Raw genomic sequence first — 23,985 nt, 5'->3', positions numbered from 1 at the left:
TCTTTGGCGAAGATCACTGCAGGGTGACTGAGCAGCGCCGATAGGGCGGACATGTTCCGTCTGAGCACCCTCGGTGTGGCCCGCAGGCTCGTCCTCATCGTGATCGCGGGCGCACTGGCACTCGCCGTGATGGCCGCCATCAGCCTGGCCGGTCAGCGCGACCTCATCCGGCAGTCGGACACCGTCCGCGGGCTCGAGGAGGGCCTGGCCGCCCTGCATCATCTGGACACCCGGCAGAGCGAGCTCAAGGTGGACGCGTACCGGGCCGCCCTGGGTCAGGACGTCACGCAGGACACCGTCGACGACGTGGCCTCCTCGACCGAGGCCGCCGACGCGGTGATGGCCTCGGGCCTGCCGGAGGCGTTCAAGGCGCAGTTCACCGCGAACCGGCCGGACTTCACCTCGTTCAGCGCGTTCATCACCGGCTTTGTGAAGTCCGCGGCGAGCGACAAGGCCGGGGCCCTGGCGAACCTCGACGAGATCGCCACCCGCAACCACGTCACCGACGACGAGCTGGGCACACTGACCGACGCCGTGCAGGCCGCCGCGGAGCAGGAGCGCGCCGACATGGCCGCGACCGAGCGCAACGTACGCCTGTTCGCCCTGCTCACCGGCGCTGCCGGGCTCGCCCTGCTGATCGGCCTGGCGATCCCGCTGGTCCGCTCGATCCTGCGCCCCGTGCGCCGCATCGGCGAGGTCGTCGACGCGCTCGCCCACGGCGACCTGACCCGCCGCAGCGGCATCACCACCCGCGACGAGCTGGGCCGTATGGCAGCCGGCCTGGACGCCGCGCTCGACTCGATCCACGCCTCGATGACCACCATCGGCGGCAACGCGGACGCCCTGTCCCGCTCCGCGACGGGCCTGTCCGGGATCGCCGAGCAGCTCGCGTCGACCACCGGCAACACGAACACGCAGACCAACTCCGCCGCCGCGGAGGCCGACGAGATCTCCCGCAACGTGCAGACCGTGGCCGCGGGCTCCGAGGAGATGGGCCTGAGCATCCGCGAGATCTCCCGCAACACCAGCGAGGCCGTCCAGATCGCCGGGGTCGCCGTGTCGGAGGCCGCACACGCCACCGAGACGATCCGGCAGCTCGGCGAGTCGTCGGCGGAGATCGGCAACGTCATCAACCTGATCACCTCGATCGCCGCCCAGACCAACCTGCTCGCCCTCAACGCCACGATCGAGGCAGCCCGCGCGGGCGACGCCGGCAAGGGCTTCGCCGTGGTCGCCTCCGAGGTCAAGGACCTGGCTCAGGAGACCGCCCGCGCCACCGAGGACATCCACGCCCGGGTCACGGCGATCCAGGCGGGCACCAGCGGCGCGGTCGAGGTGATCAGCCGGATCAGCGAGGTCATCGCGAAGATCAACGACTTCCAGACCACCATCGCCAGCGCGGTCGAGGAACAGACCGCCACCACCGGTGAGATGTCCCGCAGCATCACCGAGGTCGCCTCGGGCAGCAGCCGCATCGCCACCAACATCGCCGACGTCTCCGCCGCAACCGGCCAGGCCTCCTCCGGCGTCCAGCAGACCCGCGACGCCAGCGCCGAGGTCGCCCGCACCGCCGACGAGCTGCGCACCCTGGTCCAGGCCTTCAAGCTCTAAATCTCACCCGACGGGTACGCCGACCTGGCCGGCTTCGAGCGAACGGCGCAGCTTCGACAGGGTGCGTGTGGTCGCGGCGAGTTCCTCCGGGGTGATGTCGAGGAGCTCGGCGAGGCGCTGCTCGCACGTGTGCCTGGCGTCGGCGACGAGTTGCTCGCCCGTCTCGGTCAGGAGCAGCAGGGATGAGCGGCGGTCGGCGGGGTTCGGGAGGCGCCGGACCCAGCCTTTTGCTTCGAGTCGGTCGACGCCCTTGCTGATCGCGCCGACGCCGGCTGCCACCGCCCCGGCGAGGTCGGCGACGCGGCAGCGTGGGGACGTGCGGATGAGGTGCAGGGCCTCGAACTGGGACATGACGATGCCGTGGCGTTCGCGCAGGCGGTCGTTGAGCGCGTTGTAGAGCCGCGTCTCGCACCGGACCAGGTCGTCCAGAAAACCCAGGTGGGCTTGCCCAGTAGATGCCATGGCATGTACTTTACCCGACGTAGTAGATGCTCAGGCATATAGTTCCAGGGCATGTTCCGTAAGGGGGAGATTCATGACCAGGCAGCAACGAGTAGCGCTCGACACGGCACTGCGGGAGCACCCGCCGGCGACGCCGGAGTCGATCGAGGAGATCCGGAGCGGGTTCGCGGCGTTCATGACGACCATGGCCGTGCCCGGCGGCGTGCACAGGGAGGCCACCACTCTGGGTGGCAGGCCGGCATTGTCAGTACGCCCCGAGCGCGACGAGCGTCCCGGCACGATCCTCTATCTCCACGGTGGTTCGTTCGTGTTCGGGTCGCCGGAGACCGCGATCAGTCTCACCGCGAACCTTGTCGTCCGCACCGGGGTGCCGGCGGTGTCGCTGGACTACCGTCTCGCGCCCGGGAACCCGTTCCCTGCGGCTATCGAGGACTGCTTGGCCGCGTACCGTGAGCTGCTGGAACGTGGCACGGACCCGGCAGCGACCGTCCTCGCCGGGGATTCCGCGGGTGGCGGGCTGGCCGTGACGACGTGTCTCGCCGCGCGGGCGGCGGGGTTGCCGATGCCGGCCGGGATCGTGGCGTTCTCGCCAGGACTCGACGCGACGCGGACGGGGGCGAGCATGCGGTCCAAGGAGGGCATCGACCCGTTCTTCACCAAGGACGGGCTCGACGGCACGGGGGCGCTCTACCTCGCCGGGCAGGATCCGCGGCAGGAGCTGCTGAGCCCCGCGATCGTGGGTGACCTCGCCGGGCTGCCGCCGATGCTGCTGCAGGCCGGGACGAACGAGCTGCTGCTGGACGACGCCACCCGCTTCGCCGACCGGGCGCGCGCGGCGGAGGTCGACGTCATCCTCGACGTGGTGGCCGGGGTGCCGCACGTCTTCCAGGCGTACGCGGGCACGCTCGGCGAGGCGGACGACGCTCTCGACCGCGCGGCACTGTTCGTCGGGCAGCGGCTGCGCAACCGGTAGTTTCACGGTGTGGACACTTCAATACCTTCGACGACCCTCGCCGATCTGCTGGGCGTGGAGCAGGTCATGGATCTCGGTGTGCGGGCACTGTGGGGGCCGGTCGCGCTGACCGGGCCGGCGTACACAGTGCAGTGCCCGCCGGGTGACAACCTGATGCTGCACGCGGCCATCTACCGGGCGGCGCCGGGCTCGGTGATCGTCGCCGGGTCCGGGGACACGACGTACGCCCTCGCCGGCGGGAACGTCTGCGCCGTGGCTCAGCGCAACGGGGTCGCCGGGCTCGTGCTCGACGGCGTGATCCGGGACGTCGGGGAGGTGCGCGACGCCGCGTTCCCGGTGTTCGCGCGCGGAGTCGTGCCCATCCCCGGCACGAAGAAGCAGGTCGGCGCGCTGCAGGTGCCGGTGCGGTGCGGCGGGGTGCTCGTGAACCCCGGTGACCTCGTGGTGGCCGACGAGGACGGCATCGTGGTCATGCCCGGCAACCGCCGCGAACAGGTCCTCTCCGATGCGCGCGCGAAGCTGGCGAAGGAGGCCGCGCAGAGCCTGGACGAGTGGGAGACCGATCACCGGTCCCGCATCGAGAAGGCGTTGCGGGATCAGGGCTTCAGCGAGGCGTAGAACTCGAGGTGGCGGCGGGCGGCGGCTTCCCAGGTGTGGGCGGCGGCCAGCTCGCGGCCGGCGGTGGCGGGCAACGGTTCCTTGATCGCCGCACGGAGGGCAGCCGCCAGGGACGCCGGGTCGTGGCCGTAACTGACCGTGTCGCCGAAGACCTCGCGCAGGACGGGCAGGTCACGGACCACGACGGGTACGCCGGCGGCGAGGGCCTCCATCGCGGCGAGCCCGAACCCCTCCTTGGTGGACGGGAACGCGAACGCCGCCGCGCCGGCCACGATCCCGGGCAGCTCGTCGTGGTCGACCGGCCCGAGCACCAGCGGTTCGACTTTCAACGCCGACGCCCGGCGTTCCCATTCTGCGCGGTAGTCGCGATAGTCGAACAGGGTTTCCCCGCCGGCGACGACGAGTTTCAGGCCGGGGAAATCGTCGCGGAGCAGGGCGTACGCGTCCAGCAGATCGAGAGATCCCTTCCGCGGCTCGATACCGCCGACGGACAGCACATACGCGCCGTGCCGGGTGCCGGGGACGGCGTCGGCGAAGCGGGCCGCGTCCACGCCGTTGGGGATCACGGTGGGTGACAGGCCCCAGCCCGCGTGCACCTCGGCTGCCACGGCGGACGAGACACACAGATGGGCGTACGGCCGGACGATGGCCCGCTCGTGACAGGCGGCCAGTTCCGGTGTCGTGAACTGGTCGAGATGGTGGACGGTCCGCACGCAGCGGTCCACGGCGTTGGCGCTGATGCAGTCCTGGGCGTGGACGATGTCGTAGTCACCGGGCGTGAACGCCGTACGCAGCAGGGCGATCGAGCGCAGGATCCGCTCCCCCACGGATTCGCCCGGCTCGTCGGGGAAGGGGACGAGCTCCACGCGTACAGAAGGATGGACGGGCCGGAAGAAACCGCCACCGCGACCGAGGGTCCAGACCGTGACGTCCTGCCCTTGCTCCGCCAGGGCCTCGGCCAGGGCGAGGGTGTGCACGACGCCCCCGCGCGGCCGGGTCGAGTAGGTCAGCAGCGCGATCCTCATGTCGTGGCCGCCGTCCGGTAGCTGTCCGGTTTGAGCTCGTCGAGGTGGCGCAGCACGCGGCGGGCGGTGGCGATCTCGGCGGCGACGTCGAGCTCGGCGACCGCGAGCCCGGCCTTGGCCCAGGTGCGGGCGAGGATGTTGCCCGCCGGGCCGACCACCTTGGCCTGGCCGAGGAAGCGCATGCCGCCGACCGCGCCGGTCTGGTTGGAGGAGACGACGACGATCTGGTTCTCGGCCGCGCGGGCGCAGTCGTAGAGGTCGAACAGCCGCGACTGGCGGTCCTGGGACAGCTTCGGCGCCTGGTTGGTGATGCTGGCCGGCCACGCGGACAGGCACGCGACGATCTGCGCGCCGTCGAGCGCGAGCGTCCGCGCGGACTCGGGGAACGTCTTGTCGTAGTCGATCAGCATGCCCACCCTCCCGACCGGGGTGTCGAAGGCCGCGAACGTGTCACCGGCCGCGTAGACGGTGACCTCCGCGGCCGGCAGGTGGACCTTGCGGTGCCGGCCGAGCACACCGTCGCCGGTGAGGCAGATCGCGGCGTTGTACCGTTCGTCGCCGTCCGCCTCGCAGTAGCCGACGCACACGACCATGTCCCGCGCCATGATCGCGATCCGGTCCAGGATCGGGTCGTCCGGCCCGAACGCGGGCGGCAGCGCACCCGGATCGGGGTGACGCAGGTCCGCGAGGTAGCCGCCGACCGCCGCGTCGGGCAGCACGAGCATCCCGGCCCCGGCGTCGCGGGCGTCGGTGATGAGCTTGCCGATGCGCCCGAGGTCGTACTCGAGGTCGCGCCCGAAATGGGCTGCTGCGGCGGCGATCCGGGTAGTTGCCATGAGTTAGATGGTGGACGATGCGAGCATCGGGTACGCGTCGGGCCTGCGGTCGCGCAGGTGGCCCATCGATCGGCGGGCGGTCGTGAGGGCTTCGGTGACCGCGATGTCCGCAATGGCCATACCGGGGGCGGTGCCGGTGGTCGCGAGGACGTCGCCGCCGGGGTCGACAACCTTGGCGCTGCACACGAAGCGCAGGGAGCCGAACGTGCCGGACTGGTTCGCCGACAGCCAGACGACCTGGTTCTCCAGGGCGCGGGCGCGGTCGAACAGGTCGAAGCGGCGGGTCCAACGGTCGTCGGCGAGGTCGGCGGGGGCGCCGGTGCGGCTGCCGGGCCAGGCCGACACACACACGATGATCTCAGCCCCGTCGAGGGCCAGGGAGCGCGCCGACTCGGGGAAAGCCTTGTCGTAGCAGATCATCAGCCCGATCCGGCCGACCGGCGTGTCGAACGCCGTGAACCCGTCGCCCGAGTCGTAGCTGGCGTTCTCGCGCAGCGGCTGGTGGACCTTGCGGTGGCTGCCGAGCACCCTGCCGCCGCCTACGCAGACCACGCTGTTGTAGCGGCGGTCACCGTCGGCCTCACAGAAACCCGCGCAGACCACCATGTCCCCGGCGAGCGTGATCAGCCGGGCGATCTCCGGCCCGTCGAGGCGCAGCGCGGGTGGCTTCTCGGCGTCGCCCTCCAGATCGGCCAGATACCCGCCGAGGGCCGCCTCGGGCAACGCCAGCAGCTGCACCCCGTCCACGCGGGCCTGAGCGATCAGCTTCTCGACCCGGCCGAAGTCCCCCTCCAGATCCCGATCGAACGCCTCCGCCACCGCCGCCATCCTGATCCTGGTCACGCTCTGCCTTCCTTTGGCATGCCTTCGTGGCCCTCACCGTCACGGCCGTTCCTCGGCGCCGGCAATTGCCGTTCGGTGCAGTCAGTCATGCTCTGCCTTCCTTTGACATGCCTTCGTGGCCCTCACCGTCACGGCCGTCCCTCGGCGCCGGCAATTGCCGTTCGGTGCAGTCAGTCATGCTCTGCCTTCCTTTGACATGCCTTCGTGGCCCTCACCGTCACGGCCGTCCCTCGGCGCCGGCAATTGCCGTTCGGTGCAGTCAGTCATGTCGCTCGCCCCAATCCCGTGACACCGGCGTCGATCGCCGCGGTGGTCTCGCCGTCCGGCCAGCGCAGGCGGACGCCTTGCCCTTCTGTGAGCTCGCCGCATTCGGCGGTGACCGCGACGGTCTCGACAGCGGTCCCGCCGGTGGTGATCATCGCGAAGCCCGGGAAGCAGGTGAGCCAGTCGCCCATGGAGGCCTGCGCAGGCCGGGGAACGCTTGCTACCTCCAGGATGGCGCCGCAGCCGCTGGCCTCGGCGAGCATGCCGAGCGTTCCGGCGATTCCCGCCATCGAGACGTCCTTGGCCGCGGACGGCCGCATCGCCGCGACCAGGCCGGTCATCCGGCGCAGTTCGGCGCCGTCGCGGTGACTGGTCGAGTCCCACTGCCGCCCGTGGTAGCCGGGCCGCCAGCTCCCGCCCAGGTCGGCGGTGATGCGGACGCTCTGGCCGGGGAGACCTCCGCCGCCCGGCACCGGCTGCGCGGTCCTTCCCAGGGCCGTCGCGGAGAGCGCTGCGGGCACGCCGAGCTGGGTGTGACCACCAAGAATCGGGATACCGTACGCCTCAGAGCCCCGTTTCAGTCCCCGGAAAATCCGCCCCGCGAAAGCCGCGTCCCGGGCCGCGACGGCGTTGAGCAGTCCGACCGGTTCGGCGCCCATCGCGGCGAGGTCGTTGACGTTGACGAGGACGGCGCACCAGCCGGCCCATTCCGGATCGCGTTCCACCATGGACGGCAGGATCGCGTCGCAGGCGGCGATCAGGTCGCTGCCCGGCACGGGAGCGCCGTCGTCGCCCGCGAAACCGGCCGGCGCCAGGTCGCGGACCAGGTCGCCGAGGACACTCTTCGTCGCGGTGGCGAGGGCCTGGAGGCGGCCGATCGGCCAGCGCATCAGGGTGTGCGGGTGGCCGGCGACGGTGGTCCCGCGGACGTGCTGCCAGCCGATCCGGCGGAACATGGTCTCCCAGCGGCGCTGCACGGTGGCGTCGAATCGCAGGGCTCCGGCGTTCTCCGCGTAGGCGCAGGCGGCGCGTACCAGGGCGGGGCCGATGCCGCGCGCCCCGCGGACCCGGGGGTCGACGACCAGCCGGCCGCCCGCCCACCAGCCGAGGTCCGGGCCGTCCGTCGCGGGACCGATCCGCACCCCGCCCAGCACGGCGCCGTCGGGGGCGCGGGCCACCAGCACCACCGTGCGGGGGTCGTCGTCGCGGTCGTCCCGGTCGCTGACCGCGAACAGGCCCTGCTCCTCCACGAACACCCGGTGCCGCAGCCGGTGATACTCCCGCAGGTCATCCGCCTGCTCGATGAACCACGTAGGCGGCCCGAGCAGCACAGGCACAAGATCGGTCATCCGCCGGCCGCCTGCAATACTCCGCACGCTCCGCACGCCGCGCAGCCTGCTTTCTGGTCCGCTCCCAGCATTCCGGCCTCTCGCAGCAGGGCGGCTACGCGTTCGCTGACGTCGCGGACGAGGGACGGGGCCGGGGCGGGGATGCCGTCGCGGCGGGCGAGCGTGCCGGCCATCGGGCGGAACGGCACGACGAAGGGGTAGACGCCGCGGTCGATCAGCTTCGCGGCGCCGGCGACCAGATCGTCGGGGTTCTCGCCGAGGCCGATGAGCAGATACGTGGACACCTGGTTGCGGCCGAAGACCTCGACCGCGCGGTCCCAGGCGGCCTCGTACTCCGCCATCGGCACCGAGCCCTTGCCCGGCATCCAGCGCAGGCGGACCTCGTCGTCGAGGGCCTCGACGTGGATGCCGATCGAGCTCGCGCCGGCGGCATACAGGTCGTTGATGACCTGCAGGTCGCCGGGCGGTTCGATCTGCACCTGGATCGGCAGGCCGGGCACGGCTTCCAGGACCGCCCGCACCGAGCGGACCAGGTTGCGGGCGCCGCGGTCCGGGCCCGTCGTGGTCCCGGTTGTCATGACCATCTGGCGTACGCCGTCCAGCCGCACCGCCGCCTCGGCAACCTCGGCGAGCTGGGCCGGTGTCTTGGCCGCCACCGTCGCGCCGGCGTTCAGGGACTCCTCGATGGTGCAGAACCGGCAGCGCTGCTCCTCGGCGTAGCGGATGCAGGTCTGCACGACGGTTGTCGCGAGGACGTCCTTGCCGTGCAGCCGGGCGATCTTCTCGTAGGGGACGCCGTCCGCGGTGGCGAGGTCGTAGAACTGGGGACGACGGACGACCTGCAGGGACAGGCCGGTGTCGGTCTCGCCCAGCCAGATCTTGTCGTCGCGGATCTCGTAGGGGCTCTGCGGGTTGATCGGCAGCGCCGCGTTCGCCCCGTCGATGACGAGGTGACCGTCGTCGCTGGGCCCGGCGCCGGCCGGGCGGCGTACGGGTGTCGCCACCCGTACGCCCTTCACCGCGATGTCGGAGCGGTACCCGAGCGTCATCAGAACATGTAGGTCGAGTTGATGATGGCGCCCTTGCGGGCGTAGTGGATCAGCGCGTCCTGCACGTCCAGGGGGTGTGTCGGGATGACGCCCTCGATGAGGTCCTCCTCGCGAGCGCCGTGCAGCGACAGGCCGAAGCGGCAGCAGTAGACCTTGCCGCCCTCCGCGATGAACGTCTTGAGCGAGTTGTTGATGTTGTGCTCGCCGGGGAACGCCGAGCTGCCCGTCGTCGGGAAGCCACGGGTCGCGAGCGCGTTCAGCGAACCGGGGCCGTAGAAGTAGATGGCCGACTCGAAGCCCTTGCGCAGCGCGCGGGTCGCCTGCAGCACTGCCACGAAGCTGACCGAGGACTCGTGGGCGATGCCGTGGACGAGGGTGAAGTAGCTCTCGCCGTTCTCGGCCTTGTAGTCGGGGAAGACCTTGGTGCCGCCGTAGATGCTGGAGCCCTCGGGCAGTGACGGGTGCGGGATCTCGTTGAGGCTCTGGGTCTCGAGTTCGTTGAGGTCGGTCATGACGCTCTCCTTCTACTATCGATAGAGCTTGTCGAACGTTTCTTCCAGGACGAGCTTGCTGAGCTCACGGCCACCGACGGCGGCCTTCATGCGGGCCAGCTCGCCGGCGTGGTCGCCCCACGGCTCGTCGCTGGCGAACAGCACCCGGTCGTGGCCGAGGCCGCGCCGGTCGATCTCGGTGACGAGCCAGCGCGGGGCGAACCCGATGGCCCAGGAGAGGTCGGTGTAGACCTGTTTGCCGGCGGCGATCCAGTCGAAGAACCGGGAGCCGATGAGCTTGATGTGGCCGCTCATCCCGCCGCCGAAGTGGACGAGGTGGATCTTGACGTGGTCGCCGTACCGGTCGACGAGGGTGCCGACCCGGTCGATGTCGGAGCCGGCGCCGGGCGAGGTGTGCACGTGGACCACTAGGTCGTGCTCGCGGGCCGCGGCGAAGATCTGCTCCACGCCGGGATCCTCGGGCGCGCCGCCGAGCAGGAAACTCATCTTCAGGGCGCGGACGCCCGGCTCTCCGGCGAGTCGCAGCGCTCCGGCCGTACGGTGCGCATCTGTCTCTTGGGCCGAGACCCACAGGCCGCAGCGGATCCGGTCGTCGCGTTGCGCGGCCTCGACCACGAGGTTGTTGAAGCCGAACGCCACGTCCGGGTCGGGGACGCCGTAGTTGGGCAGGATCAGCGCCCGCTCGGTGCCCTCGGCGTCCAGGTCCTTCAGCAGCTCGTCGATGGTCGCGCGGGCGGTCACGTCCGGATTGACCGGCGGACCTCCATAGAAGGGGTACGCGGGGAGTACGCCGAGATGGCGGTGCGCGTCGTTCATGCGGCGTACCACTCGAGGGCCGGGTACGTCTCCGTGGGCGTGCCCGCGAGCCAGCTCACTTCCTCGGTGACGCGCAGGCGCCGGGCCTGGGTGATCTTCGTCGTGAGGTAGTGGGCGTCGCGCGAGATCCCGGCGAAGCGGCCCGATCCCCACGTGTACTGCCAGGGCAGCCCCAGGAAGTAGAGCCCCGGGCAGCTGGTGACGCCGCGTTCGTGGGTCGGATAGCCCCGGCCGTCGAAGATCGGGACCCCTAGCCAGTGATGGTCTCGGTGGTAGCCGGTGGCCCAGATCACGGCGGCCAGGTTGTCGCTTTTCAATTCGGACATTTCTGTTTCATCGGGTTGCCAGGGCGGGTCGTAGCGGGCCTCTGCCGGCGCTTCGATCCCTGTGGCGTCGATGTAGCGGTCGATCGCGTCCTTGATGCCCTCGGCGACGGCGTCCGCGTGGTCCAGGTTGGAGCTCAGTTCATCGCCGAAGCTGATGGTGCTGTCGTCGATCGCGCGCAACCGGCCGTACAGTCGCATGCCTTGTTTTGCGAAGAGCCGCAGGTCGATGTCGCGGCCGCCGTCACGCCCGGTCATGTAGTGGTTGGCACGCAGGCGCACCTCGTCGGCGTCACCGAACTCGTCGATGCCCTTGGCGTAGTGGCCCATCTCGTCCAGCCAGGCCAGGGTGTCGCGCCCTCGGTACCGTCGCGCGGCCCGGGGTGCGCTGCCGGTCGCGAGATGGACGCGGCGGCCGGCGAGGTGCAGGTCCTCGGCGATCTGGCAGCCGGACTGGCCGGTGCCGACGACGAGCACCTCCCCCTCCGGCAGCCGGTCGGCGTTGCGGTACTGCGACGAGTGCAGCTGCGTGATGCCCGCGGGCAGCCGCTCGGCGATCCGCGGGACCGCGGGATTGTGGTACGGCCCGGTCGCGACGACGACCTGGTCCGCGGTGCACCGCCCGGCGCTGGTGGTCAACTCGAAGACACCGGCCGGTGTACGCCGCAACCGGGTCACCGCCACCCCCTCGGCCAGCGGCGGGTCGAACGACGCGGCGTACTTCTCCAGGAACCCGACCACCTCCGAGCCGAGCATGAAGCCGTCCGGGTCGTCGCCGGCATAGGCGAACCCGGGCAGGTCGCACTGCCAGTTCGGCGTGACCAGGCAGAACGAGTCCCACCGCCGCTCCCGCCACTCGTGCCCGACGCTGTTGCGCTCGAGAACCACGTGGTCGACGCCCCGCTCGCGCAGGTACCAGCTCATCGACAGCCCGGCCTGCCCGCCGCCGATCACGGCCACGGTGTGATGCGTGTCCGCGACCTTCACGACTCGATCCCCTCGACCGTGACGTCACCGTCGGCGTACCGGGCGGCGTGCGCCTCGATCGCGGCGAGGGAACGGGCGGCGTTGGAGCACGGGTAGCCGTACAGGGCCTGGACGCGGTCGCTCGCGATCGTCAGCGCCTCGCGGCTCTTCGCGACGAAATCGGCGACCGGCAGGCGCTGCCCGGCCGTGAAATAGTCCTCGACAACCGTCGAGGGAGAATAGATCCGCTGCTCGGGCCCGAGGGGCCAGCGCACCAGCACGTACCGTTCCGGCATGGCTCTCACCTGGCCGTTCTTGTTGGTGGTGAGGCACAGTCAAGGCAGCGCGCGTTTCCGCAAGGTTTCCCCCGGAACAAGCAGCCGTTAGATAGTCCTCACTTCACCCCCGCCACTGCCCCGAGCATCAGGACACTCCCGGCAACCATGGGCACGGTGAGCGGTTCGCCCAGGAGCAGCACGGCAAGGACGGCCGCTGTCAGTGGTTCCAGCAGGGTGAGAACGGTCGCGGCGCTGCCCCGGGTGCTGCGCAGACCGGCATAGAACAGGGTGTACGCGACCGCGGTCGTCGCCACTCCCAGGTAGAGCAGCATCGCGCCCTCTTCTTCATGGAGCGGAAAGCCCAGACCGCCGAGGAGTACGGCCGGGAGCGCGAGGGCCAGCCCACCGACCACCGTGGACGATGCCGTGAGGGTCATCGGGTCGACCCGGTCGCAAAGGTGCCGGCTGAGAACGGTTGTCGCCGCGTAGCCGAACCCTGACGCCAGCGCGGCCAGCAGCCCCGCGGCGTTCGGGGTCGCGTCCCCTCCGGCGATCAGGATCAGTCCCGTCACCGCGGCGGCCATGCTGATCCACAGGCTTCTGCTCCGCGACTTCTCCCACACGGCGATCAGGACGGGCGCCGAGCCGAGGCTGACGACCGTCGCCACCGCGACCCCGCCGAGCTGGACAGCGACAAAATAGAGCGCCTGGTACGCGCCGAGCCCCACCCCGACGGCGAGCAGTCGGAATGGCGCCTGCCGGAGGACCTGCCGGCGTTGGATCAACAGGGGGCCGAGGACGACGGCGGCGATGGCGAGCCGGTAGAAACTGATGGCGACCGCGTCGAGGCCGGTCGCGCGGTGCAGGAAGGGGACGACGATTCCGGTCGTACCCCAGAGGAGGCCGGCGGCGGCGATCTGGGCTGAGGGCAGGAAGGGGTGCGGCATGTGCGCTCCGGGATGTGAGCCGTGGACGGGATCCGGCTACGGAGCGCACGCACGCCGGCCGTCGGGCAACGCTTCCATCGGGTGCGCGGGCACGAAAGGGTGCCGATCAGCTCATGCGCTGTCGGCCGTCGCGCGGCGCTTCCGTCAGGAGTGCGAGCACGATCAGGCTGCCGATCAGCTCAGATGCCGTCGGCCAACGCCGACGCTCCGTCAGGAGCGCGGCGCTCTTCCAGAAGCGCGGCGCTCCGTCAGGAGCGCGGCGGGGGCAGGATGCCCGGGAACGGTGTCACCCTCGGAAGTTAGCAGCTGAGCTTGCCGCGCGGAGCGCCGTGAAGGCCAGGTTGGCGTCGGCGAGGGCCTCGGGGTGGACGTCCTGCGCGCTGCGGCCGTCGGAGATCTTCTGCCAGTTGGCCCGGGCGAGGACCCGCTGGAGGGCGATCACCTGCGCGGCCTGTAACCGGGCGCCGATGCCATCGCCGAGGGCGGCCGCCAGTGCGGTCTCGTCGTCGAGCGTGTACTGCATGAGCCGGCCCGCCAGGCTCGGCGTGCCGAACACCAGCCGGTGGAACGCCACCACGTCGGGGTGGTCGTTGAGGCCGGTGACCGGGTCGAAGCGGTCAAGCCCGGCCTGGAAGTGCTGGTGCAACGCGGCCGTCGGCGCAACGTCGGGCTCGCGGTCGCGTACCACGCGGGCGGCCTCGCCGTTGTGGTCCGCGAACCGGTGCAGGACCAGGTCCTCCTTGGTCGCGAAGTAGCGGAACAGCGTCGGCTTCGAGACCTCGGCCGCCGCCGCGATGTCGGACACCGGCACGCCGTCGAACCCGTACTGCAGGAACAGCGCGATCGCCGCGTCGGCGATCGTGTCGCGGGTTCGTAGTTTCTTGCGGGCGCGCAGCCCGGCCGGCTCGATCACCCACCCAGGGTAACATTTATTACTGGGTTGCCTTTTTAACTGTGTTGCATTTTTTAACTGGGTTGCGTTTTGATCGGCGCCATGGAACCGACAGACACCTGCCTCATCACCGGGGCCACCGGACGCGTCGGGCGCGCGGTGATCGACCTGCTGACCGATGCCGGCGTGCCCGTCCGCGCCCTGGTGCACCGCGCCCAGTCGGCGGCGACGCTTCCGGCGGGCGTCGAGACCGTGAGCGGAGATCTGACCGTCCCCGCATCCCTCGACGGCGCGCTGCGGGGAGTCAGGACGGTCTTTCTCGTCTGGACCGCTCCCCCGGACACCGCGGCGGCCGTTGTCGACCGGCTGGCCGCCCACGCCCGGCGGGTGGTCCTGCTGTCCGCGCCGCACCGGACGCCGCACCCGTTCTTCCAGCAGCCGAACCCGGTGGCCGCCCTGTTCGCCGAGCTCGAGGGGCTCCTGGCGGCGGCCGGGCTCGACGCGACGATCATCCGGCCGGGCATGCTCGCGTCCAATGCCCTGCTCTGGTGGGCCGGCGCGATCCGTGACGCCGACCCGAACCGGGGTGGCTACGCGAACCGTGAGGGCGACGGCGCGAACCGGGGCGACGGGGCGATTCGGGGGGACGGTGTGATTCGGGGGGACGGTGTGATTCGGTGGCCGTACGGTGCGGCTGAGACCGCGCCCGTCGACGACCGGGACGTGGCCGCGGTTGTCGCGCGGGCACTGGTCGACGACGGGCATGTGGGCGGCGACTATGTCCTGACCGGCCCTGAGGCCCTGAGCCAGGCCGAGCAGGTCGAGATCCTCGGGACAGCACTGGGCCGCCGGCTCACGTTCGAGGAACTGTCCCCTGATGAGTTCCGGCGCGGGGCCCCGATCGGCGCCCGGCCGGCCGTGGACATGCTCCTGGCGGCATGGGCGGCCACGCTGGGCCACCCGGCTCACATGACCTCCACAGTGGAGGACATTCTGGGCGCTCCCCCGCGTACGTTCCGGCAGTGGGTCACCGACCATGCCGCCGCTTTCAGGCCATCTGAAACAACGGCCTGAAAGCGACGGCATGAAAGCGGCGACCTCAAAGCGGCGGCCTGAGCAGCCTGGTCAGACGGCGATGCGGCCGCCGTCGGCCGGGAGGACGGCGCCGTGGATGAAGGACGCGGCGTCCGTGGCGAGGAAGGCGATTGCCGCGGCGATCTCGTCGGCGGTGCCCGGCCTTCCGGCGGGGGCGGCTGCCGCGAGCTGGTCGAGGGCGTCACCCATGGGTGCGGTTCCCTCGGTACGCGTGGGGCCCGGGCTGACGGCGTTGACGCGGACGCCGCTGGGTCCGAACTCCGCCGCCCACGACTTCGTCAGCAGCACCAGCGCGGCCTTCGTGGAGCCGTAGAGCCCCATCCCGGCCGCGCCGAGCTCGGCGACCATCGTCGTCACGTTGACCACGACGCCCCGGCCGTGGGCCGCCATGGCCGGGGCCAGCTCGGCGACGAGGAAGTACGGCGCCTTGACGTTCAGTGCGTACACCTCGTCGAACTGGTCCTCGGTGGTCTTGTCCGTCGGGCCGAACGGGAAGATGCCCGCGTTGTTGACCAGGATGCCGACCGGGCCGGCCAACTGCACCGCGCGGGCCGCCAGGGCCCGGGCCGACGCCTCGTCCCGAAGGTCGGCGGCGGCGAAGAACGCGGTGCCACCGGCTGCCCGGATGTCGCGCACGACCTGCTCACCGCGCTCGGCGTCGCGGCCGGACAGCACGACCGTGGCGCCCAGCGCCGCGAGCCGGACCGCGGTGGCCCGGCCGATGCCGCTCGTAGCGCCGGTCACCAGCGCGGCGGTTCCGGAGAGTTCTGTTGTCATGACCGTTCACCCTTTTCGTAGCGGGACCCGGGTGGGTTCCGGCAGGTGCAAGCGGGCGGTGCGGCCCGGAAATCCCGGCCGCGATAAGGCCCGCTTATGGGTCGCTGTCAGGGACGGCGTGGTGCGATGGGCGGATGGAACTGCGTGAGCTCCGGGTCTTTCTGGCCGTCGTCGCCGAGGGCAGCCTGTCGGCGGCCGCCCGGCGGTTGCGGCTGAGCCAGCCCGCCGTCTCGCAGACGCTCACCGCGATCGAGCGGGAGACCGGCCTGGATCTTCTCGTACGCAGCAGCACCGGCGTCCGCCCCACCGAAGCGGGCACCGTCCTCGCCGCCGAGGCCCGGGCGGTGCTCGCCCGCTACGACCAGGCTCTGACGGCCGTCGGCAGGTTCGCCACGGCCGAGGACACCGCCCTGCGCATCGGGATGCCGCTCGAGCTGCCGCCGGACCTGCTCCCCGGCGCGTTGCAGGCGCTCGCCGAGACCCATCCTGGTACGCGTACGGAGGTCCGCCATCTCTCCTCGGCCGCCCAGCTCGACGCCCTGCGCGACGGCGACCTCGACGTCGGCCTGGTCCGCAGCCGCCCCGCCGACCGGGAGCTCGACGCCGCCGTCGTCGTCGAGGAACGGCTCGGCGTGCTGCTGACCGAAGCGAGCCTTCTTGCGGCCCTCAACGCAGGCTCCACTGCAGCCCTCGCTGCAGGCTTCGCGACGGGCCCCGTGTCGGGCGGCGAGGTGCGGCTGGACCGGCTTGCGGGGCTCGAGTGGGCTGGGTTCCCGCGTGCCGACAGCCCGGTCTGGTTCGACGAGATCGCCGCGGTGCTGCGCAGCCATGGCCTGAACCCGGGACCGGCGGCCGGCCCGGGGCAGTCGCTGATCGCGGAGGTGAAGTTCGCGACGGTCAGCTCGGGGCAGGCGTTCGCCTTCGCGCCCGAGAACTGGTCCCAGCCGCTGCCCGGCGGGGTCGTGTGGGCGGCGCTGGCCGGGGCGCCACTTGTGCGGCGTACCTGGGCGGTGTGGGCGGCCGACTCCCGCAGGCGTGACCTGGCCCGGCTGATCTCCCGGCTCGGTGCCTGAGCCCCGCCCACGCGAACAGCTTGTGGCCGCACCCGCCCGGGCAGTTAGGTTGTGCACAATTAAGTTGCACACAACTTAATTGTGCACAACCTAAAACGGTGGAAGAGCCGGGTGGAACGGCTGGGGTAGCGTCGGCGCCGTGACCGTGATGACCGGCAACACCCGCAGGTCGGGCTGGGCGCAGAGCCTCGCCGTCTGGCTGACCGTCTTGGCCGTCTTCTTCGTCGGTGTGCGGCAGGTGACCGGGCCGGCGAGCGTCTGGTTCTTCTGGAGCTGTCTGATCGCCGGGGCCGCGGCGTCGATCGGGCTGGCCCTGGGTCACCGGTTCTCCGGCGGTTACCAGGCATTCGTCGGCGCGATGCGGGGCACGTTCCTGTGGCCGGCGGCCATTGTCGCGGTCGTGATGATCTGCAGCTTCACCGCGATCGCCATCTCCGAGTAGCGAGCGAGTAGCGAGCGAGTAGCGAGCGAGTAGCGAGCGAGTAGCGAGACTGTCATACCCGGATGGCACCCTGACGGTATGGCGCTCGTCCTGGATACCTCGTTGGTGGCACCGGCCGATCGGGCCGAGGCCGTGCGGGCAGCGATGCGTCTTGCCCGGGTGCCGGCGCTGCTCACCCACGAGTCCGAGGAGCGGATCCACGCCCGGCTGAGCTTCTGGCAGCTGGGCGAGGGGGCGGCGCTGATGCATCGCGCCGGTTCCGGGCTGGTGCTGCGGCGCACGCCGGGGATGGTGCGGCGGATCGCGGAGGACAGGCTCGGGTTCGTGCTGCTCGGCCCGGGGCGGTGGAGTTTCGCGCAGGGCGCGGCGGAGCGCCGGGAGCAGTGCGCCGACTGGGGCATCATGATGGTCGACCAGGCGCTGCCCTACGAGTTCGGGCGTTACGGCGACGGCGCGACGGTGTCGTTCAATGTGGACCGTGCGGCGCTCGGTCTCCCCGGGGACCTGATCAGGGCGGCGGCGCCACGGCTGCGGGCCAGCCCGGTCCGGCGGCTGGTCATGGAGCATCTGCTGGGGCTGACCGAGGCCCTCGACCAGCCGGCGCCGGTGCGGTCCCTGCTCGGTTCGGCGACCGTCGATCTGGTGCGCGCCCTGGTGGCGACGACCGCAGACCCCCGGGTGGAACAGCCAGGAGAGGCACTGCTGACCCAGACCAAGCTTTATGTACGCCGTCACTACGGCGATCCCGCGCTGGACGCCGCCCGGATCGCGCGGGTCCATGCCGTCTCGGTGCGCCGACTCTACGCGGTGTGGGCGGGAGACGCGGAGACCCTCGCGGGGCACATCATCCGCGTACGCCTGGAGGAGGCCCGGTCGTTGCTGGCCGTGCGGACGCAGCCGGTCGCCGCGGTGGGGCGGGCGTGTGGTTTCGTGGACATGGCGCACTTCGCCCGGCGGTTCAGGCAGGCGTTCGGGATGTCCCCACGCGAGTGGCGGGCTGTCGGCGGGCTGGGTACGCTTCCCGGCACGACCGACAGAACGGGCATCGACCAGCCATGAGCAAGCCGCTTCGTCCTGGTGATCCCACCCGGCTCGGCAGGTATGACCTCGTCGGCCGGCTCGGGCAGGGCGGCATGGGGACGGTGTTCCTCGGCCGCGCGGCGGACGGGTCGGCGGTCGCGATCAAGATGGTCCGGCCCGAGTTCGCCGACGACCCGGAGTTCCGGGGGCGGTTCCGCAGCGAGGTCAACCGGGCCAAGCAGGTGCCCCCGTTCTCCACCGCCGAGGTGCTCGACGCCGACCCCGACCACGACCCGCCCTATCTCGTGGTGGAGTTCGTCGACGGGCCCAGCCTGCAGGCCGTGATCTCGCAGAAGGGGCCGCTGACCGGCTCCGCGCTGCACGGGGTGGCGGTCGGCATCGCGACGGCGCTGACCGCGATCCACGGCGCCGGCGTGATCCATCGTGATCTCAAACCGGGCAACGTGCTGATCGCGATGGGTGGCATCAAGGTCATCGACTTCGGGATCGCGCGCGCATTCGAGGCGACCAGCGCTCACACGCGTACCGATCAGATGGTCGGCACTGTCGCCTACATGGCGCCGGAACGCCTCGATCCGGAGTTCGGCAAGGATCTGACGTCGGCGGCGGATGTCTTCGCGTGGGGTGTGGTGGTGACCTACGCGGCCTCCGGGCACACGCCGTTCACGGCCGACTCGGCAGCGGGCACCGCGGTCCGCATCCTGACCCGGCCGCCGGACACCGCGGACGTGCCGGAGCCGTTGCGCGACCTCGTGGAACGCGCGCTCGCGAAACGCCCCGAGGAGCGGCCGACCGCGCGGGAACTGCTCGACGCGCTCCTCGGCAGCCAGACTCTGTCGATCCGGCAGGTGGCCGCCGTCGTCCCCCCGCCGGACGACACCTCGGGTGTCAATTCCACGCCACCACCGCGCCCCCGCCGGTGGCGCCGAGCGGTGCTCGCTTCGGCAGCCGCCGTGGCGCTGGTCATCGGCGGCGTCCTCGGGCTGCACCGGGCGAACTCGGGCGGCGGAGAACCGGAGGCCGGCTCCACGACTCCCGCCTCCACCATCCTCGCCGGTGAGCGCGCCTTCTCCATCCAGCTCGCCACCGGCAACCGCTACTTCATGCTGGACACCGGCGGCGCCGAGCTCGAGGTCTCCGACGGCACAGGATCGGCGTCCCAGTTCGTCCTCGAGCCGGTGGGTGTCGACTACCTGATCAGGTCCCTGTCCAACGAGGGCCGGGCCGGCGCGGACATCTGCCTCGGCGTCAAGATCACCCCGGGTGAGAACGCCCGGCCCGTGGTGGGGACGGGCTGCACGCCGACGAAGGGGACGCTGTTCTCCGTCTCGCCGACCGGGGACAAGGACGCGAGGGGCCGGCCCGCCTACCGGATCGGCAACGAGTACGGCTTTCTTCAGTGGGACGCCGACGCCAAGCGCTCCGAGGTCGAGGAGGTCGGCGAGGCCACGTACGCCGACAGCTACAGCCTCATCGACCGCGGCGAGCTCCCGGACGCTCCGCCCTCCACGGCGCCCACGTCCGCCGCCCCGACATCGGCGGCACCTGCCACCAGCGGGCCGAAGCTCGTGGACGCGGACCTCTCCGCCCTGGAGGGCCTCGCGATCGACTTCGGCGTACCCGTCGTCATCGTGACCTCCGGTGATGCCGGCGCCGAGTACCACCTCGACGGGCACCCGGACGGCACCGTGGACTTCTCGGGGACCGCCGTCACCGAGACCACCCGGATGACGATCAAGCCGGCCAAGGTGCGCAAACGTACCGAGGACAACAGCAACCACGTCGTCATCGCCTCCGCCACCGGCACCAAGCTCTGCGTCACCGACACAAGCAAACTGGTCCTGCGCATGGAACAGTGCCGCCCGGGCGACGCCACCCAGTCCTGGAAGATGAGCCCGGCCGGCGACTCCGGCCTCTTCGAGCTGAGCGGCGAGCACACCCCCATCACGGTCGACCAGGGAAAGATCACCGACGACGGGTACGCCGCCCTGTCCACGATCGCCGTCAAGCCCTGATCCTGCACAACCAGCATGGTCGCGTGCACGCAGCGGCAAACCCGGGCGCCTACCGTCGACAAGCGTGCCTGACAAATGTGAGGCCCTGGCTCGCTCTCACGACAGGAGCATCCGTTGTCAGAACTACCCCCTCTGTCCACTTCGGTCGACGACCAGGTGGCCGCGGCCAACACGTCCGGGCTGCGGCCGGTCGTGTTCATCCACGGGCTGTGGCTGCTGCCGTCCAGCTGGGACCGCTGGGCGCAGGTCTTCGCCGACGCCGGGTACGCCCCGGTCTCCCCCGGCTGGCCCGACGACCCGGAAACCGTCGAGGAGGCCAACGCGCACCCCGAGGTCTTCGCCGGTAAGAGCGTCGGCGACGTGGCCGACCACTACTCCGATGTGATCAAGCAGCTGGACCGCAAGCCCGCTGTCATCGGGCACTCGTTCGGCGGGCTGCTCACGATGATCGTCGCCGGGCGGGGGCTGGCCGCCGCGTCGGTCGCCATCGACTCGGCGCCGTTCCGCGGCGTGCTGCCGCTGCCGTTGTCGGCGCTCAAGGCGTCCGCGCCCGTGCTCGGCAACCCGCTCAACCGGCACCGTGCCATCCCGCTGACCTACGACCAGTTCCGGTTCGCGTTCGCCAGCTCGGTCAGCGAGGAGGAGGCGCAGGAGCTCTACCGGACGTACGCCGTCCCCGCCTCCGGCACCCCGCTGTTCCAGGCCGCCGCGGCCAACCTGAACCCGTGGACCGAGGCGAAGGCCGACTACAGAAATCCCGGGCGTGGCCCCCTGCTGATCATCGAGGGCCTGGCCGACAACACGTCACCGCCCGCGATCAACCGGGCCGCGTACAAGCTGCAGTCCGGGAACGAGGGCGTCACCGAGATCGCCTCGATCCCGGAGCGTGGCCACAGCATCACCATCGACAGCGGCTGGCGCGAGGTCTGCGACACCGCACTCTCCTTCATCCGGCGGTACGCGTGAAAAACGCGCCATGGCCACCCGAGCCGGGTCCCACCCGGTTGAGCTCACCACCTCGCACGCCGCGATGGTCAGCCATCCCCGGGGCGTGACGAGCCTGGTCTGAGCGCGGTCAGGGCCACCGGCTGATCCTGGTCAGGCGATCCGGTCGATGAGCAGCTTGACGAGCTCATCGCCGGTCGTCTGCCATTTCTCGGGGGTCAGGTGGCCGCCGTTCTCCATGGCGACGATGCCGTGCACGCTGGACATCAGCAGGCCACCGATCGGGCGGGCACGCTGCGGATCGCCGATGACGTCCGCGATGATCGTGAGGAACTGGTCATGGGTACGCGACACCGCCGCGACCGCCTCGGGGTGCTCGGCGGTCGGGGCGGCGAACATCAACGCATACGCGTGGGGATGCCGGCGGCCCACCTCCATGAGCCCGGTCAGGGCCTGCTCCAGACGCTCGGACGGCGCCCTGCCCCGATCCGTGATCAGCGCGTCGAGCCGCTCGCGGACCGCCTCCCAGCTCTTGGTCGCCACCGCGGCGAGCAGGTGCTCCTTGTCCGGGAAGTGCCCGTAGGGAGCGCCCCGGGACACACCGGCCCGGCCGCCGACCGCACGCAGGGTCACGGCATCCGGGCCGCCCTCGTCGAGCAGCTCAGCCGCGGCCTCGACCAGTGCACGCCGGGTCGCCGCCGCGCTTTCCACTCTGCTGACCATGCTCTCAATCTACCTGACACCGTCATCCGACTCACTTGACAACGTCACATGAACCGCTATCGTCATTCACATGACAACGTCACACGAAGAGCTGATCCTGATCACCGGCGCCTCCACCGGCATGGGCGCCGCCACCGCCCGCGAGCTGGCATCTCGCGGCTACCACGTGCTGGCCGGCGTCCGCCGCGAGTCCGACGCTCCCCGCGGCCCCCACCTCGAGCCGGTGCTCCTCGACATCACCAACCCGGCCCAGATCACCGCCGTCGCCCAGCGCATCGCCACCGACCCGGCCCGCCGCCCCCTGCGCGCCGTGATCAACAACGCCGGCATCGCGGTCAACGCCCCCGTCGAGCTGCTGTCGATGGACGACTGGCGAGAGCAGTTCGAGGTCAACTTCTTCGGCCACGTCGCCGTCACCAAGGCTGTACTACCGGCGTTGCACGCCAGCCACGGCCGGGTGGTCAACATCAGCTCCATCGGGGGCAAGGTCGCCATGCCGACCTACGGGGCGTACGCGGGAGCGAAGTTCGCCATGGAAGCGATGAGCGACTCCCTCCGCCGCGAGCTCGCCCCGCACGGCGTCCAGGTCGTGGTCGTCGAACCCGGCGGCGTCAAGACCGAGATGACCGGCCGCGGCATCAAGCGCATGAACGACACCATCGCCACGATGACCCCCGCCGAACGCAACCGCTACGGCAGCCTCCTCCAAGCAGTCGTCAACCACGCCACCGCATTCACCACCACAGGCCAACCCGCCGACGCCGCCGCCCGAATCATCGCCAACGCCGCCACAACCCGCCGCCCCCACGCCCGCTACACCATCGGCCGCGACGCCGCCATACTCACCCGCCTCTCCCGCCTCCTCCCGGACCAAGTCCTCGACCGCATGCTCGCCGCCAACCTCCGCCCCCACTTCCCGAAACACCAGCCCGCCCCCGTGTCCTGACGTCGGTCGCCTTTGAGAGACCACCGGATCGGCTGATCGTGTCGGCTTCGGGCGGTCACCGGCTTCGGGTGGTCGGGCCGTTGGCAGTCCAGCCTCGGGCGGTCCAGCCTCGGGCGGCCGGCTGGGTAGTTACCGGCCCTGAGCGGTCGCCGCCCCCGGCCAGCCGACCGGGTAGTCACCAGCCCCGAGCGGTCGCCGCCCCCGGCCAGCCGACCGGGTAGTCACCAGCCCCGAGCGGTCGCCGCCCCCGGCCAGCCGACCGGGTAATCACCAGCCCCGAGCGGTCGCCGCCCCCGGCCAGCCGACCGGGTAATCACCAGCCTTGGGTCGTCAGCAGCTTTGGATGGATGGTCCAGCCTTGGCTGGCCGCAGGGTGGTCACCGGCCTTGAGCGGCCGCAAGGCCGTAACGCCGCACATTTCCGCGACCGGCCCATCACCGTTTCTCGATCCTTCCGGCAGAGCTACGACAGTCGCCGGCCTGGGATCAAGTGGTCGAGACGCGCCGACATGCCGAGTTCACCGCCGCCACCAGCATGCCGGTCGATTTATAGGACCCGGCCAGCCCGCGGCAACGCGGCTCCACCGAAAACACTAACGGCCTGCTCAGCCAGCACTTCCCCAAGAGCAGCAACCTCAGCGTGCACACCGCCGAGGACCTGGCCACGGCGGCCGCCGAGCTCAAAAACCGTCCGCGCAAGATCCTCGGTTGTGACACCCCTGCCCAGCGGTTCACCCAATTACTCGCCGGCGCCCCATAATCGCATTCACTGATCTGCCGAAACAACAAGACGGCCAACGAACTCGTGGCGCGGTGAGCACGAGGATCGCCTCCCGGGATCCGTCCGCCACCACTCTACGGCTATCCGAATACTCGCTATCTGCCATTCAAATCTGTGTGATCCCCCTCAACCCGACAATGGCACACCCGCCCTTCCGATCATGAAACTCCCTGAGAACAATAAAGGCATGAAATACGCTCAGTTGGAGATTTTCACGACCGTTGAACTGGCGTGGATGCGTGACCCTACACGGCGCCGGAACTACTCCGCGGCAACCGAAGAGTTCCGGCGCGAGCACAAGGTCCGGCGGGCCTTCGGAAAAGCTCTCGGCCACACCACCCGGCTACGACGCGACTCCCCCGAAGCCCGGACACCGGACGGCAA

At 70.7% G+C, this 23,985-nt stretch carries 25 protein-coding genes; 11 read left to right on the top strand and 14 right to left on the bottom strand.

All coding sequences use genetic code 11. The features are described from left to right. Window positions 1–51 precede the first annotated feature (51 nt). On the top strand, window positions 52–1,611 hold the full coding sequence (locus Aco04nite_RS36690) for a methyl-accepting chemotaxis protein (protein ID WP_213001838.1): 1,560 nt from the start codon (window positions 52–54) through the stop codon (window positions 1,609–1,611). A gap of 3 nt (window positions 1,612–1,614) precedes the next feature. Here Aco04nite_RS36690 and Aco04nite_RS36685 read toward each other — a convergent pair whose 3' ends face one another. After that, window positions 1,615–2,073: a MarR family winged helix-turn-helix transcriptional regulator gene (locus Aco04nite_RS36685; protein ID WP_213001837.1), complete on the bottom strand. Its 459-nt coding sequence runs from the start codon at window positions 2,071–2,073 to the stop codon at window positions 1,615–1,617. Window positions 2,074–2,146: 73 nt separating this feature from the next. On the opposite strand from Aco04nite_RS36685, the gene Aco04nite_RS36680 reads away from it, so the two are divergent. Then, complete coding sequence (locus Aco04nite_RS36680) at window positions 2,147–3,046, top strand: alpha/beta hydrolase (protein WP_213001836.1); 900 nt, start codon at window positions 2,147–2,149, stop codon at window positions 3,044–3,046. A 9-nt stretch (window positions 3,047–3,055) separates the two neighbouring features. Next, window positions 3,056–3,664: an RraA family protein gene (locus Aco04nite_RS36675; RefSeq protein ID WP_244876565.1), complete on the top strand. Its 609-nt coding sequence runs from the start codon at window positions 3,056–3,058 to the stop codon at window positions 3,662–3,664. Here the strand turns inward: Aco04nite_RS36675 and Aco04nite_RS36670 are convergent. The 11 genes from Aco04nite_RS36670 to Aco04nite_RS36620 form a co-directional block, all read right to left on the bottom strand. Continuing rightward, window positions 3,643–4,689, bottom strand: a complete 1,047-nt coding sequence (locus Aco04nite_RS36670; protein ID WP_213001835.1) for an MSMEG_0565 family glycosyltransferase — start codon at window positions 4,687–4,689, stop codon at window positions 3,643–3,645. The two genes, Aco04nite_RS36675 and Aco04nite_RS36670, sit on opposite strands and share 22 nt — an antisense overlap. Further along, entirely contained in the window at window positions 4,686–5,525 is an 840-nt protein-coding gene (locus Aco04nite_RS36665; RefSeq protein WP_213001834.1) for a carbon-nitrogen hydrolase family protein, read from the bottom strand. The genes Aco04nite_RS36670 and Aco04nite_RS36665 overlap by 4 nt, the downstream gene beginning before the upstream one ends. 3 nt (window positions 5,526–5,528) lie before the next feature. Next, window positions 5,529–6,368, bottom strand: coding sequence for a carbon-nitrogen hydrolase family protein (locus Aco04nite_RS36660; protein WP_244876564.1), 840 nt, complete (start codon window positions 6,366–6,368; stop codon window positions 5,529–5,531). 263 nt (window positions 6,369–6,631) lie between these two features. After that, complete coding sequence (locus Aco04nite_RS36655) at window positions 6,632–7,981, bottom strand: MSMEG_0567/sll0787 family protein (RefSeq protein WP_213001833.1); 1,350 nt, start codon at window positions 7,979–7,981, stop codon at window positions 6,632–6,634. After that, entirely contained in the window at window positions 7,978–9,030 is a 1,053-nt protein-coding gene (locus Aco04nite_RS36650; protein ID WP_213001832.1) for an MSMEG_0568 family radical SAM protein, read from the bottom strand. Before Aco04nite_RS36650 ends, Aco04nite_RS36655 begins: the two co-directional genes overlap by 4 nt. Continuing rightward, window positions 9,030–9,542, bottom strand: coding sequence for an MSMEG_0572/Sll0783 family nitrogen starvation response protein (locus Aco04nite_RS36645; protein WP_213001831.1), 513 nt, complete (start codon window positions 9,540–9,542; stop codon window positions 9,030–9,032). Before Aco04nite_RS36645 ends, Aco04nite_RS36650 begins: the two co-directional genes overlap by 1 nt. A 15-nt stretch (window positions 9,543–9,557) precedes the next feature. Next, window positions 9,558–10,358, bottom strand: coding sequence for an amidohydrolase family protein (locus tag Aco04nite_RS36640; protein ID WP_213001830.1), 801 nt, complete (start codon window positions 10,356–10,358; stop codon window positions 9,558–9,560). Further along, window positions 10,355–11,668: an MSMEG_0569 family flavin-dependent oxidoreductase gene (locus Aco04nite_RS36635; protein ID WP_244876563.1), complete on the bottom strand. Its 1,314-nt coding sequence runs from the start codon at window positions 11,666–11,668 to the stop codon at window positions 10,355–10,357. Before Aco04nite_RS36635 ends, Aco04nite_RS36640 begins: the two co-directional genes overlap by 4 nt. Beyond that, complete coding sequence (locus Aco04nite_RS36630; protein ID WP_213001829.1) at window positions 11,665–11,943, bottom strand: MSMEG_0570 family nitrogen starvation response protein; 279 nt, start codon at window positions 11,941–11,943, stop codon at window positions 11,665–11,667. The genes Aco04nite_RS36635 and Aco04nite_RS36630 overlap by 4 nt, the downstream gene beginning before the upstream one ends. Window positions 11,944–12,041: 98 nt before the next feature. Next, entirely contained in the window at window positions 12,042–12,872 is an 831-nt protein-coding gene (locus Aco04nite_RS36625) for a DMT family transporter (RefSeq protein WP_213001828.1), read from the bottom strand. A gap of 286 nt (window positions 12,873–13,158) precedes the next feature. Then, the gene (locus Aco04nite_RS36620) at window positions 13,159–13,785 is read right to left on the bottom strand and encodes a TetR/AcrR family transcriptional regulator (RefSeq protein WP_213001827.1); all 627 of its coding nucleotides are present in this window, start codon (window positions 13,783–13,785) and stop codon (window positions 13,159–13,161) included. An 81-nt stretch (window positions 13,786–13,866) separates the two neighbouring features. On the opposite strand from Aco04nite_RS36620, the gene Aco04nite_RS36615 reads away from it, so the two are divergent. Beyond that, on the top strand, window positions 13,867–14,838 hold the full coding sequence (locus tag Aco04nite_RS36615) for an NAD(P)H-binding protein (protein ID WP_213001826.1): 972 nt from the start codon (window positions 13,867–13,869) through the stop codon (window positions 14,836–14,838). 51 nt (window positions 14,839–14,889) lie between these two features. Here Aco04nite_RS36615 and Aco04nite_RS36610 read toward each other — a convergent pair whose 3' ends face one another. Next, the gene (locus Aco04nite_RS36610) at window positions 14,890–15,636 is read right to left on the bottom strand and encodes an SDR family NAD(P)-dependent oxidoreductase (protein ID WP_213001825.1); all 747 of its coding nucleotides are present in this window, start codon (window positions 15,634–15,636) and stop codon (window positions 14,890–14,892) included. Window positions 15,637–15,770: 134 nt separating this feature from the next. On the opposite strand from Aco04nite_RS36610, the gene Aco04nite_RS36605 reads away from it, so the two are divergent. From Aco04nite_RS36605 to Aco04nite_RS36585, 5 genes are all read left to right on the top strand, one after another. Further along, the gene (locus Aco04nite_RS36605) at window positions 15,771–16,709 is read left to right on the top strand and encodes a LysR family transcriptional regulator (protein WP_213001824.1); all 939 of its coding nucleotides are present in this window, start codon (window positions 15,771–15,773) and stop codon (window positions 16,707–16,709) included. A 139-nt stretch (window positions 16,710–16,848) separates the two neighbouring features. Further along, the gene (locus tag Aco04nite_RS36600) at window positions 16,849–17,151 is read left to right on the top strand and encodes a hypothetical protein (protein ID WP_213001823.1); all 303 of its coding nucleotides are present in this window, start codon (window positions 16,849–16,851) and stop codon (window positions 17,149–17,151) included. 78 nt (window positions 17,152–17,229) lie between these two features. Next, on the top strand, window positions 17,230–18,210 hold the full coding sequence (locus Aco04nite_RS36595; protein ID WP_213001822.1) for an AraC family transcriptional regulator: 981 nt from the start codon (window positions 17,230–17,232) through the stop codon (window positions 18,208–18,210). Next, window positions 18,207–20,207 (top strand): serine/threonine protein kinase, encoded by a 2,001-nt coding sequence (locus Aco04nite_RS36590; RefSeq protein WP_213001821.1) that lies wholly within the window; start codon window positions 18,207–18,209, stop codon window positions 20,205–20,207. The genes Aco04nite_RS36595 and Aco04nite_RS36590 overlap by 4 nt, the downstream gene beginning before the upstream one ends. 114 nt (window positions 20,208–20,321) lie before the next feature. Then, window positions 20,322–21,173, top strand: coding sequence for an alpha/beta hydrolase (locus Aco04nite_RS36585; RefSeq protein WP_244876562.1), 852 nt, complete (start codon window positions 20,322–20,324; stop codon window positions 21,171–21,173). Between the two features lie 132 nt (window positions 21,174–21,305). Here the strand turns inward: Aco04nite_RS36585 and Aco04nite_RS36580 are convergent, their stop codons facing one another. Further along, complete coding sequence (locus tag Aco04nite_RS36580; RefSeq protein ID WP_244876561.1) at window positions 21,306–21,875, bottom strand: TetR/AcrR family transcriptional regulator; 570 nt, start codon at window positions 21,873–21,875, stop codon at window positions 21,306–21,308. A gap of 70 nt (window positions 21,876–21,945) precedes the next feature. On the opposite strand from Aco04nite_RS36580, the gene Aco04nite_RS36575 reads away from it, so the two are divergent. Then, on the top strand, window positions 21,946–22,821 hold the full coding sequence (locus Aco04nite_RS36575; protein WP_213001820.1) for an SDR family oxidoreductase: 876 nt from the start codon (window positions 21,946–21,948) through the stop codon (window positions 22,819–22,821). A 967-nt stretch (window positions 22,822–23,788) separates the two neighbouring features. Beyond that, on the top strand, window positions 23,789–23,985 hold a 197-nt coding region (locus tag Aco04nite_RS36570), incomplete at its 3' end, for a hypothetical protein (protein WP_213001819.1).

It is taken from the genome of Winogradskya consettensis (genome assembly GCF_018332715.1).
In the GTDB taxonomy this organism is placed as follows: Bacteria; Actinomycetota; Actinomycetes; order Mycobacteriales; family Micromonosporaceae; genus Actinoplanes; species Actinoplanes consettensis.
This window is presented reverse-complemented; position numbering and strand designations above follow the sequence as displayed.

What these genes read in the sequence shown, in the direction of transcription:
- Aco04nite_RS36645 (WP_213001831.1), bottom strand. Translation starts at nt 9,542, where the DNA reads ATGACCGACCTCAACGAACTCGAGACCCAGAGCCTCAACGAGATCCCG.
- Aco04nite_RS36640 (WP_213001830.1), bottom strand. Translation starts at nt 10,358, where the DNA reads ATGAACGACGCGCACCGCCATCTCGGCGTACTCCCCGCGTACCCCTTC.
- Aco04nite_RS36680 (WP_213001836.1), top strand. Translation starts at nt 2,147, where the DNA reads ATGACCAGGCAGCAACGAGTAGCGCTCGACACGGCACTGCGGGAGCAC.
- Aco04nite_RS36630 (WP_213001829.1), bottom strand. Translation starts at nt 11,943, where the DNA reads ATGCCGGAACGGTACGTGCTGGTGCGCTGGCCCCTCGGGCCCGAGCAG.
- Aco04nite_RS36580 (WP_244876561.1), bottom strand. Translation starts at nt 21,875, where the DNA reads ATGGTCAGCAGAGTGGAAAGCGCGGCGGCGACCCGGCGTGCACTGGTC.
- Aco04nite_RS36665 (WP_213001834.1), bottom strand. Translation starts at nt 5,525, where the DNA reads ATGGCAACTACCCGGATCGCCGCCGCAGCAGCCCATTTCGGGCGCGAC.
- Aco04nite_RS36650 (WP_213001832.1), bottom strand. Translation starts at nt 9,030, where the DNA reads ATGACGCTCGGGTACCGCTCCGACATCGCGGTGAAGGGCGTACGGGTG.
- Aco04nite_RS36655 (WP_213001833.1), bottom strand. Translation starts at nt 7,981, where the DNA reads ATGACCGATCTTGTGCCTGTGCTGCTCGGGCCGCCTACGTGGTTCATC.
- Aco04nite_RS36610 (WP_213001825.1), bottom strand. Translation starts at nt 15,636, where the DNA reads ATGACAACAGAACTCTCCGGAACCGCCGCGCTGGTGACCGGCGCTACG.
- Aco04nite_RS36690 (WP_213001838.1), top strand. Translation starts at nt 52, where the DNA reads ATGTTCCGTCTGAGCACCCTCGGTGTGGCCCGCAGGCTCGTCCTCATC.
- Aco04nite_RS36625 (WP_213001828.1), bottom strand. Translation starts at nt 12,872, where the DNA reads ATGCCGCACCCCTTCCTGCCCTCAGCCCAGATCGCCGCCGCCGGCCTC.
- Aco04nite_RS36615 (WP_213001826.1), top strand. Translation starts at nt 13,867, where the DNA reads ATGGAACCGACAGACACCTGCCTCATCACCGGGGCCACCGGACGCGTC.
- Aco04nite_RS36595 (WP_213001822.1), top strand. Translation starts at nt 17,230, where the DNA reads ATGGCGCTCGTCCTGGATACCTCGTTGGTGGCACCGGCCGATCGGGCC.
- Aco04nite_RS36605 (WP_213001824.1), top strand. Translation starts at nt 15,771, where the DNA reads ATGGAACTGCGTGAGCTCCGGGTCTTTCTGGCCGTCGTCGCCGAGGGC.
- Aco04nite_RS36670 (WP_213001835.1), bottom strand. Translation starts at nt 4,689, where the DNA reads ATGAGGATCGCGCTGCTGACCTACTCGACCCGGCCGCGCGGGGGCGTC.
- Aco04nite_RS36590 (WP_213001821.1), top strand. Translation starts at nt 18,207, where the DNA reads ATGAGCAAGCCGCTTCGTCCTGGTGATCCCACCCGGCTCGGCAGGTAT.
- Aco04nite_RS36575 (WP_213001820.1), top strand. Translation starts at nt 21,946, where the DNA reads ATGACAACGTCACACGAAGAGCTGATCCTGATCACCGGCGCCTCCACC.
- Aco04nite_RS36685 (WP_213001837.1), bottom strand. Translation starts at nt 2,073, where the DNA reads ATGGCATCTACTGGGCAAGCCCACCTGGGTTTTCTGGACGACCTGGTC.